This window comes from Acetobacterium wieringae (genome assembly GCF_026646375.1).
Classification (GTDB): domain Bacteria; phylum Bacillota; class Clostridia; order Eubacteriales; family Eubacteriaceae; genus Acetobacterium; species Acetobacterium wieringae_A.
In genome coordinates this window covers 1-10,263 of record NZ_JAIPPU010000032.1, presented here as the reverse complement: position 1 = coordinate 10,263, position 10,263 = coordinate 1, and the positions used below count along the sequence as shown (strand labels likewise).

The 10,263-nt window shown below is 40.4% G+C and carries 8 protein-coding genes; all 8 read left to right on the top strand.

Going from position 1 to position 10,263, the window contains the following annotated elements:
* The first annotated feature begins 57 nt into the window (after positions 1–57).
* Positions 58–351, top strand: coding sequence for a 2-hydroxyacyl-CoA dehydratase family protein (locus Q7P33_RS17530; protein ID WP_303872037.1), 294 nt, complete (start codon positions 58–60; stop codon positions 349–351).
* Complete coding sequence (locus Q7P33_RS17525) at positions 351–1,619, top strand: 2-hydroxyacyl-CoA dehydratase family protein (protein ID WP_303872035.1); 1,269 nt, start codon at positions 351–353, stop codon at positions 1,617–1,619. The genes Q7P33_RS17530 and Q7P33_RS17525 overlap by 1 nt, the downstream gene beginning before the upstream one ends.
* Positions 1,620–1,673: 54 nt before the next feature.
* Entirely contained in the window at positions 1,674–2,966 is a 1,293-nt protein-coding gene (locus tag Q7P33_RS17520) for an acetyl-CoA hydrolase/transferase family protein (RefSeq protein WP_303872034.1), read from the top strand.
* A gap of 153 nt (positions 2,967–3,119) precedes the next feature.
* Positions 3,120–5,453, top strand: a complete 2,334-nt coding sequence (locus tag Q7P33_RS17515) for a 3-hydroxyacyl-CoA dehydrogenase/enoyl-CoA hydratase family protein (protein WP_303872033.1) — start codon at positions 3,120–3,122, stop codon at positions 5,451–5,453.
* 10 nt (positions 5,454–5,463) lie between these two features.
* The gene (locus tag Q7P33_RS17510; protein ID WP_303872032.1) at positions 5,464–6,645 is read left to right on the top strand and encodes an acetyl-CoA C-acyltransferase; all 1,182 of its coding nucleotides are present in this window, start codon (positions 5,464–5,466) and stop codon (positions 6,643–6,645) included.
* A gap of 147 nt (positions 6,646–6,792) precedes the next feature.
* On the top strand, positions 6,793–7,308 hold the full coding sequence (locus Q7P33_RS17505; RefSeq protein WP_303872031.1) for a hypothetical protein: 516 nt from the start codon (positions 6,793–6,795) through the stop codon (positions 7,306–7,308).
* 299 nt (positions 7,309–7,607) lie between these two features.
* A complete protein-coding gene (locus tag Q7P33_RS17500; protein WP_303872030.1) occupies positions 7,608–9,839 on the top strand; it encodes a methyl-accepting chemotaxis protein in 2,232 nt (743 codons plus the stop codon).
* Positions 9,840–10,015: 176 nt separating this feature from the next.
* Positions 10,016–10,263 (top strand): hypothetical protein (locus tag Q7P33_RS17495; protein ID WP_303872028.1); only part of this gene is annotated, 248 nt, incomplete at its 3' end.

Below are 10,263 nucleotides of genomic sequence, written 5' to 3'. Positions count from 1 at the left end.
TTATTTTACCTCATTTCCTTGCAATTTGGGACTGCACTTTTATGATAACACTCCACATTGACAAAATCGTACTTGAGCCGTCCGACATGTCCGCGGATGACCAACCTTCATGACGAGCTTCATGACTTTATGCTCAAAGCAGTGGCAGACTATAAAGTGGATGGCGTCATTTATGTTCGTATGAAATATTGCGAAATCTGGGGCGGAGAAAGCGTGTTCTTTGAAGACAAATTCAAAGATGCGAATATTCCAATGTTGACACTGGAACGGGAAGAAATTATGACCAGTTCCGGACAGTTGGCGGTCCGGGCAGAAGCGTTCATTGAAATGATTGAAGGAGGAGAAAGATAATGGCCGAACAATTTAATCTTTTCAAAGACATATCTGATTCTGCTGATTCAGCAGTCAATTATGTGGGTCAGAAACATCCAGAAAACTTGTGGATGTTTGATATCCAGAAAGTCTATTGGAATGAAGTATACAATGCCAAAAAAGATGGAAAAAAACTGATCTACATGGGGGCTTGTGTACCAATGGAGCTGCTTTACGCTTTTGATTGTACTCCGATGCTTCTGGATATGCTACCAACACGTTTATGTACCACTCCGGAACTTGCTGCAAAGTATATTGATATCGCTGAAGAGCATGTTGCTGCAAGTATGTGCGGTATTGACAAGGTTGATTTAGGAACTATTCTGTCGGGAGATATTCCGGAAAAACCGGATGCGTTTATTTATTCAACCGTACCCTGTGATTCTTCACGGGTAGCTTATCCGGCGATTGATAAACATCTTGGAGTGCCCAGCTTCTGCATAGACATACCTTATCGCAAGGATGAAACAGGCTATCAGTATATAGCAGACCAGAACAAAGAAATAATCACATTTCTGGAAGATCTGACCGGCACAAAGCTGAATATGGATAAATTAAAAGAGGTCATGGAAATTTCGGATAAAACAATGATTCTGATGAAAAAGATCGCTGATTTACGAAAAAACCATCCTTGTCCGCTGCCTGGAGCACTTCTTTTCCTGAACCAGCTGATTCCTGCCATGGCAGGCCACCCGGAAATGCTCAAATGCATGGAAGCACAGTATGCCGTTGCAAAACACATTGTTGACAATAAAATGGGTGCAGTAAAGAAAGAAAATTTCAGAGTTTTATGGTTGCAAAATATGCTCTGGTGTAATCTTTCGGCATTGCATTATATGGAAAAAACATATGGAGCTATCGTGGTCATGGAAGCTTTCGGATATCAGGAAACTGCTTTGTTCAATGGGACAACAGACATTGATGAGATTTGTTATATCAGCGCGCAAAAGGCACTTGCACTGCCGATGATTCATGGTTCATCGGGCCCGGTCGAAGATTACATGCATCTGGTGGATGATGCGATGGAAGCCTATGACATTGATGTTGCAATGTATGTTGGCCATGTCGGGTGCAAGCATTGCTGGGCAGCAGAAAAAATTCTGAAAGATATGATCGATGAAAAGTATGGCGTTCCTATGATGTCTCTTGATGTGGATGCGGTTGATATCCGGTATAAGAGCAATGATGAAATGATCACAGTGTTTAAAGATTTCTTTGACACACTTATTGAAAACAAAAAAGAGTAGCGTTCAAAAGTAGCAACAATATATTTAACCATAATTGAAAAGGAGAATGATGAATTGAATATTCAAGCAGAATACAAATCCAAATTGAAAAGTGCTGAAGAAGCGGTGAAATTGGTAGAATCTGGCGAATCATGGTTTGTTGGCCCAGCGACGGCAACACCAGCACATACCATGAATGCTTTATGCGACCGATATGAAGAACTTGAAAACGTTGGCTTTTGTGGTACAAACATTGGCGCTCCCATACCTTTCCTCGTAGACCCAAAGTTCAAAGGACATATTGAATATTGTACTTATTTTACACGTCCCCCTCTGGAACGACCGATGGCCAATAAAGGAATGATCGAATATGCCTCCGTTTGTTTTTCTAAAACTAAATATTTTCTTCGGGAAGTTCGTAATGTTACAGGTATGATCACCGGTGCATCAGAAATGGATGAAGAAGGTTTCATGTGGTTTGGACCACAGGGCGCCAGTGTTAACGGCATGGTATCTGAGATGTGTAATAAAATCATTATCCAGGTTAATAAAAACATGCCAAAAATACCAGGCGATTTCCCGAAAATTCATATCAGCCAAGTCGATGCTGTTGTAGAAATGGATTATGACATCATTGAATTTCCTGAAAGCGAAATTACAGAAAAAGAACAAGCTATGGCTAACCATATTCTTCCTCATATTCGTGACAATTCAACAATTCAAGTTGGAATCGGTGGTTTAGCAAATGCGGTCAGCTATGGTCTGGAGAAAAAGAAAAATCTCGTTGTTTACACAGAAATGCTCACACCTTCAATGAAGTATCTTGATGATGTCGGTGCTCTTGATCCGAACAAACAGATCACAGTTGGGTTTGTTTTAGGAGAACATGATCTGAATGACTGGGCTGCAAATAGCGGTCGCGTATTTCTACAACAAAATTATATAACCGGTCAGGTAGCAGCGATCGCTGCCCATGATAATTTTGTCTCTATCAATGCCTGCTTGTTGGTTGATTTAACTGGTCAGGTGGCTTCCGAGGGAGTCGGTTCAAAAACCCTGGCAGGAATGGGCGGTTCTTCTACTTTTGTTAGAGGCGCAGCTTTATCCGATGGCGGACAGAGTTTTATCTGTTTGCCATCGACTACTGAAATTGACGGTAAAGTAACATCAAATATCGTTTTTGGATTTCCAACAGCAACACCAGTTACGGTTAACAGATCAGATGTTATGAATATTGTTACCGAATATGGTGTGGCAAATATCTATACTAAGTCTATCAAAGAGAGAGCAAAAGCACTTATCAGTATTGCTCACCCGGATTTTAGAGAAGAACTGACTGCACAAGCAAAGAAAGCTTATTTTATATAAATGCAAAAAAAATGATTAAAAGTCAAATGGTGTAACAGAATATTGTTGCATCGTCTGACTTAATAAAAAAGTTCAAAAAATTGATGTATGAGAATTTTTAAAGAAAATTAACATTGAAGCAAAAACATTTTGGAATTATGAGAGGAAGAAAATATGACAAAATCGATACAAAAAGTCGCAATTCTTGGTGCAGGCGTAATGGGTTGCGGCATCGCCGGATTATTAGCGAGTGTCGGTTTGAGGGTGGTACTGCTGGACGTGGTACCATCTGGAGAACCGGATCAAAAGGAACAGGCGCTAGGCTTGACCAAAGATAGTCCAATGTTCCGAAACAAATTTGCAAAGGCTGGTTTGGATCGGATTACAAACCCCAAAACAGCAATGCTTTATTCAATGGATAAAGCGAACCTGATCAGTATTGGAAACATGACCGATAACATGGACATGATTTCTGACTGTGACTGGATTGTAGAAGTTGTCGTAGAGCGACTGGATGTTAAAAAGCAGGTTATGGTGAATGTTGCAAAATTCCGTAAGCCCGGAAGCATCGTTTCTACCAACACTTCAGGCGTATCAATAAAAAGTATTTCAGAAGATATGTCGGAGGAATTCAGACAGCATTTTCTCGGCACACATTTTTTCAATCCGCCTCGATACATGCGTCTGTTTGAAATGATACCGCTGGAAGACACACTGCCTGAGGTAACTGAAAGCATGGCGAATATGGCCGGAAACGTCCTGGGCAAAGGGGTGGTGTATGCGAAGGATACTCCGAATTTCATCGGTAACCGGATTGCAAGCTGTTCCAGTACAGAAGTGCTGAAGCTGATGTTGAAATATGAATTTGATATACCGTTGATTGATCAGTTAACAGGTCCTGTAATGGGAAAATCCAAAAGTGCAACTTTTGGTACCGCCGATATCGTCGGGCTTGATATTTTCAGCAGCGTAGCAGGAAATGTCGCTAACTGCTTTGATGATCCGGAAGAAAAAGAACGCTTTACGCATCCGGACTTCGTTCAGGAACGGATTCAGGCCGGAGCTCTTGGAAATAAGGCTAAACATGGTTTTTACAAACGAATCTCTAAGAAGGAAAAAGCTTTCTGGAATTATAAAACAAAAGAATACCAACCATTTCAGACAACTGTTCCAGAATCGGTTAAGATGGCGTTGGCCAGCTCCAATAAATATGAAACGATGGTATATGGCGATTCACCGGAAAATAATTTTGTTTGGGATCACACCAAAGCGCTGCTTCTGTACAGTGCCTCAAAAGTTCCGGAAATCACCGATGATTTCAAAATGATCGACAAAGCGATGGAATGGGGATTCAATTGGGAAAAAGGACCTTTTAGGATCTGGGATGCCATCGGACCACAACGTGCCATCAAACGGATGAAAGAAGAAGGGGACACGATACCCGAATGGGTTGAAAAACTGATGGAAGAAAATGATGGAATGTTCTACGGCAGTACCAAAGAAGCATCGCCATATATTTCACTGGACAAAAATACGGTTACTCCAATTGCTATGAATGAAGATACATCATTACTCGATATTGGTGATGGAGTACTGTGCCTTGAATTCCATTCAAAGGGAAATTCGATCTCGGACAAAACAATGGACATGATTCATATTGCCATTGAAAAATTGAATGAAGAGTGGGTTGGATTAGTTATCGGCAACAGAGGAAGCAATTTCTCAGCAGGAGCTAGTCTTGATGGAATCTATTCTCTGGCGACAGGAAGCAAGTGGGATACGATCTCGAGCAACGTAAAAAAACTTCAGTCTGTCAATATGATGCTTAAGTATGCTCCAAAACCGGTAGTATCTGCACCTTTTGGGATGACTTTGGGCGGCGGAGCCGAATGTGTACTGCATACTGCAGCAGCAGTTCCCTCTGCAGAAACATATATGGGGTTAGTAGAAGTTGGTGTTGGTTTGGTACCAAGTGGTGGTGGCTGTAAGGAAAGACTTATCCGCTCTTTTGATCGGATTGGCGGAACAAAACGCCAGGCAAAACTGCCGGCACTGCGAAATACCTGGTTCAGTATTGCAACCGGTGCGGTTACGACCAATGCATTTGAAGCAATCGACAAAGATTTATTAAAAAAAGAAACAAAAGTGATTATGAATCGGGATGCTCTAATTGATGAAGCAAAAGCGAAGGTTCTTGAGCTGGCAAGAAATAATTATATGCCACCAATTCCTGCCAAGGTCATGCTTCTTGGCGACTATGGAAGAGCAGTTTTACTTGGAGAAATTGAGGGTATGCGTGGCGGCGGATTTATTTCCGAGTATGATATGCATCTATCAAAAAAAGTCGCATATATACTGTCTGGAGGAAATGCAGTCACAGGAACAATGTCAGATGAGCAATATATCCTCGATCTTGAGAGAGAAGCATTTGTAAGCCTCTGCGGTGAAGAAAAGACACAGGAAAGAATTGCACATATGCTTAAAACTGGGAAACCACTGAGAAATTGAGGAGGATGAAATGTTAAAAGAAGCTGTAATAGTTGCTTGCGGACGATCGCCTATTGGAAAGGCCCCACGTGGAGCACTAAAATTTACACGACCAGATGATTATGCGGCCCAGGTTTTAAAAGGAACACTTGCTCAGGTTACGAACTTAGATCCAGAATTAATCGATGATTTCATATTAGGCTGCGCCTTTCCAGAGGCAGAACAAGGTATCAATGTTGCAAAAACGGTGGCATTCCGAGCAGGGCTGCCATTGGGTGTACCTGCTCAAACCGTCAATCGTTTCTGCGCATCCGGCTTACAGTCAGTTGCCAGCGCTGCAAACGCCATTATGTGTGGCATGGCAGACATTGTTGTAGCAGGAGGTATGGAATCCATGAGTATGGTTCCCATGGGTGGGAACAATCCAGCCTACAATCCTTATTTAATGGAAACGATGCCGACAGCGTTTATTTCTATGGGATTGACAGCAGAAAATGTTGCTGAAAAATACAGCATTTCCAGGGAAGAACAGGATACATTTTCAGTAGAAAGTCATATGAAGGCCGCAAAGGCACAGGCTGATGGAAAATTCACCAGCCAGATTATTCCAATTGATGCCATTAATCCGACAACTGATGAAAACGGCCTGCCGACTTCCAAAACTGTCGTATTTGATAAAGACGAGGGAATTCGGAAAGATACCTCGATGGAAGGCCTGGCGAGACTAAGGCCAGTTTTTAAAATAGGTGGAAGCGTTACAGCAGGAAATTCCTCACAGACAAGTGACGCAGCGGCTATGGTTGTGCTAATGTCCCGAGAAAAGGCAGATGAGCTCGGTATTAAGCCACTGGCAAGATTTGTAAGTTATGCTACTGCAGGCGTTGATCCAGCCTTAATGGGAATAGGCCCGATTAAAGCCATACCAAAAGCATTAAGAATAGCTAATAAAAACATTGGAGACATTAACCTTATTGAACTCAATGAAGCATTTGCTTCGCAATCACTGGCATGTATTTCAGAACTTTCATTGAACAAAGAAATCATAAACGTCAATGGCGGTGCCATCGCTCTTGGGCATCCTTTGGGTTGTACGGGTTCTTTCCTTGTGACTAAAATTATTCATGAAATGTCACATAGAGGTGATAAATATGGGATTGTAAGCATGTGTATAGGTGGAGGAATGGGGTCAGCAGCGGTAATTGAAATGATTTAGAGAAAGAGTATGAAATTAGTCGCCGAATGTCAGACGCAAGTAATTGTGTTTAATTCATGACGGATCAACACGTTATGTTATCGAAGAGTTGGAGCTGTTATAAAAATTAATAATCGATCAAAATTAAACTAATAAGGAGAAATTATTATGAATAAGAAGATGATTAGTTATGCCGCGGCGGTGAGTGTTTGGGTGAGTGTTTATTGTTTCATTCAATTTCTGGTTTCCAGATATTTAGGGATGCATCTTGAATTTTGGCCTGCTTTAATTGCACCAGTATCAATTAAATTACTTGGCGAAGGAAAAGAGAATACTATCAGGTACTACAAATTGACAATTACCGGTATGGCAGCAGGACTGCTGTTCTTGATGAGTGAAGTTTATTTAGTACCAATGTATGGCGTATTAGGACTTCTGATACCTTTATCAATCATCATTTTTGCTATTGCAATACTGGGAGCAAAATTACCATCCTGGTTCGGTGGGCTAAGCTTGATTGTATTAAACTTTGTAATTATGGATAGTACACATATTTTCACTCGCGCGCTGACAAATCTAGGAATTCTGCTTATTGGTGCAACCATATTCCTTTTGGTTGAACACTTATTGCATAAACTAATCGTAGGACATGTTCCTGAAATGGTTGCAGAAATAAAGAACTAATTTAAGCTTTAATGCATAGTTTCAAATAACCTCCAGCTTTAAAATTCTAAGAACTGTAAGGGAAGGTGCAATTAAGACTTCCCTTTACAACTTAGAAAGCGTAGCAACGGGGTATCCAATGGATCTATTAGTTCCAGGCAAGAATCAACATGTGTTTTTTTATGAAACAGTTAATTCTGAAGAGTCTGATCAAACTTCGCTTAGTCTTTAAAGAAATAAAGTGTAAACGATTTAATTTGTAAAAGTATAACTGTGCAATGGGGACTCATTGCAAGAAAAGTTGTAAAGGAGCTTATTCAGTGAACGATAGCAAGATACAAAAGGATGTAATTGAACTCAAAAGAAATGTCGAAAAATACGAACAAAGCAAGATGAGTTTATTTATTAAACTCGTGGCAGTTGCCATTGGAGTGCTTGTGGCTGCAACATTCTCCTTGGGAATTACTGCTATTTGGCTGGGTGTAGCACCAACGAAGATGATATTCGCAATACTTGTTATTACTTTAATTGGCAGCATCATTGTTTTTATGATTATGAACCACATTATGCATCCCATCGCCTCCCTATTAGTTGCATGTGATCGACTTGCTATGGGTGAAATAAATGTAGCGGTGCCAAAGCTAAGAACCAGGGATGAATTAGGGCATTTGGCACATTCCTTAAAACAGATGGAAAAAAACAGAGAACTTCAGAATCATGCACTTCAAAGTCTTGCAAATGGAGACATTAAAGTTAAAATTCATCCACAATCAGATGAAGATACTCTTTCCTTATCTATCATTGCGGTGATAAATGAAATTAGCCGAACTTACTATACCATGAAAGAAATCAGAGATGCAATTCTTAAAGGTAAATTGGATTTTAGAGGAAATCCGGATGACTTTCCTGGATATTTTGGAAATTTCATTGTTGCCATCAATGAACCTCTAAATATTCTGGTCACACCTCTGACTTTTGTTTCAAAATATATTGAAAAAATCGGAAAGGGCGAAATTCCAGCAAAAGTCACCAAAGAGTTTACTGGTGATTTCAAAAAAATAAAAGACAACATCAATGCCTGTGTGGATGGTCTGGAATCCATTGAAGTTGGGAATCGAATTATCGGAAAGATCGGAAGAAATAACTATTCTGAAAAAATGGAAGGTGAATATCTGGGAATTTATGCAGAAGTAGCTAAATCCATTAATATTGTCCTTGGACGAATGACTCAAGTTGTGAATTGTGTTAATCATATTTCCAGAGGTGATATGCAATTTCTGGATTATTTGAAAGGCGTTGGGAAATTAGACGAAAATGATGTGCTGGTGCCAAGTTTAATCGAAATGATGGAAAATATTTCCATGATGGTAGAGGAAACAGAACAAATGTCCACTATTGCGATTGAAGGCAATTTAGATAATCGAGGTGATGCCAGCCGATTTCCAGGAGATTATGCCAAGGTTATTGAAGGTTTCAATAAAACCCTGGATGCAGTTATTGCACCGATACAGGAGGCTTCAAGTGTGTTGGAAGAATTGTCACAAGGGAATCTAAATGTAGCAATGGAAGGTGATTTCAAAGGACAGAATGGTCAAATAAAAGAAGATATGAACCAAACGATTGAGTTTTTAAAACAATATGTGAGCGAAATTACAAACAGATTGGAAAAAATCGGTGAAGGAAATCTCGCACAAGATATCACAAAACATTTTCTTGGGGATTTTGTCAAAATCAAGACCACCATTAATGGGATTACCACAAATCTAAGTGAAGTCATGGCAAAGATCTATGAGTCTGCCGAACAGGTGGAAGCAGGTGCAAGACAGATATCTGACGGCGGACAGGAATTAGCCCAAGGTACCACTGAACAGGCAAGTTCAATTGAAGAGTTGACTGCTTCGATTGCAGAAGTAGCTAATGAAACGATGAAGAATGCCCAGAATGCCAATAAGGCAAACGAGCTAACGGATAAGGTACGAAGAAAAGCAGAAGCCAGTAATAATCAAATGGAGAAAATGGTGCTCGCGATGACAGAAATCAATGGCTCATCAAATAGTATATCAAAGATTATTAAGGTCATTGATGATATTGCTTTTCAAACAAATATCCTGTCTCTAAACGCTGCTGTGGAAGCAGCCCGAGCAGGAGAACATGGGAAAGGATTTGCTGTAGTAGCCGAAGAAGTCAGGAGCCTGGCCGCACGAAGTGCACAAGCAGCAAAGGAAACCACTGGATTAATTGAAGGATCGATTGAAAAAGTAGCAACTGGAACAAAGATTGCAGATGAGACAGCTGAAAGCTTGAAAGCCATTTTAAGTGATATCCTTCAAGTGGTGGGATTAGTAGGTGACATTGCCCTTGCATCCAATGATCAGGCTACGGCCATAACACAAATCAACCAGGGTATTGAACAAGTATCTATAGTCGTTCAAACCAATTCAGCAACAGCCGAAGAAAGTGCAGCAGCAACTGAAGAACTTTTTAGCCAGGCAGAGATGCTTAAAAACATGGTCGGTGCATTCGAATTAAAAAATAGCATAGAAAAATCATGACAGGGGGTTCCTAAACCATAATTCTTGAATATTTGAAATTAGAATAACAAAGGGGGTGTATTCTAATAGGGTGTAAAGAAAGCGTATTAAAGAAGGAGGAAATAGAACAGTGCTCAAACCGGGACAGATGGTTACAGCTGCATGCCGATCCGGCAATGCTGCAGGAACTGTCTAAAATGGTAGGACAAAGTTGGAAACGGAGTGACGCTTACAAAATAGATTATTTAAATGCTCTTCCAGAAGAAATCCCTCCAAGCGAATTTTATACGATAATTAAGAAGAATAAACGTTTGGGTATCTATACAAGCAGCGTTGCAACTTTTCCATTGTCACAATCGCAGATGTATTATCCAGAGTGCGGAATACTGCTGTTTGATAAAACGGGGTGTCTTCTTCAATTGTATGGAAATAAAGAGTTTCTTTC

Excerpts from the sequence above, each read along its gene's own strand:
- Q7P33_RS17525 (WP_303872035.1), top strand. The coding sequence starts at position 351 with ATGGCCGAACAATTTAATCTTTTCAAAGACATATCTGATTCTGCTGAT.
- Q7P33_RS17515 (WP_303872033.1), top strand. The coding sequence starts at position 3,120 with ATGACAAAATCGATACAAAAAGTCGCAATTCTTGGTGCAGGCGTAATG.
- Q7P33_RS17510 (WP_303872032.1), top strand. The coding sequence starts at position 5,464 with ATGTTAAAAGAAGCTGTAATAGTTGCTTGCGGACGATCGCCTATTGGA.
- Q7P33_RS17505 (WP_303872031.1), top strand. The coding sequence starts at position 6,793 with ATGAATAAGAAGATGATTAGTTATGCCGCGGCGGTGAGTGTTTGGGTG.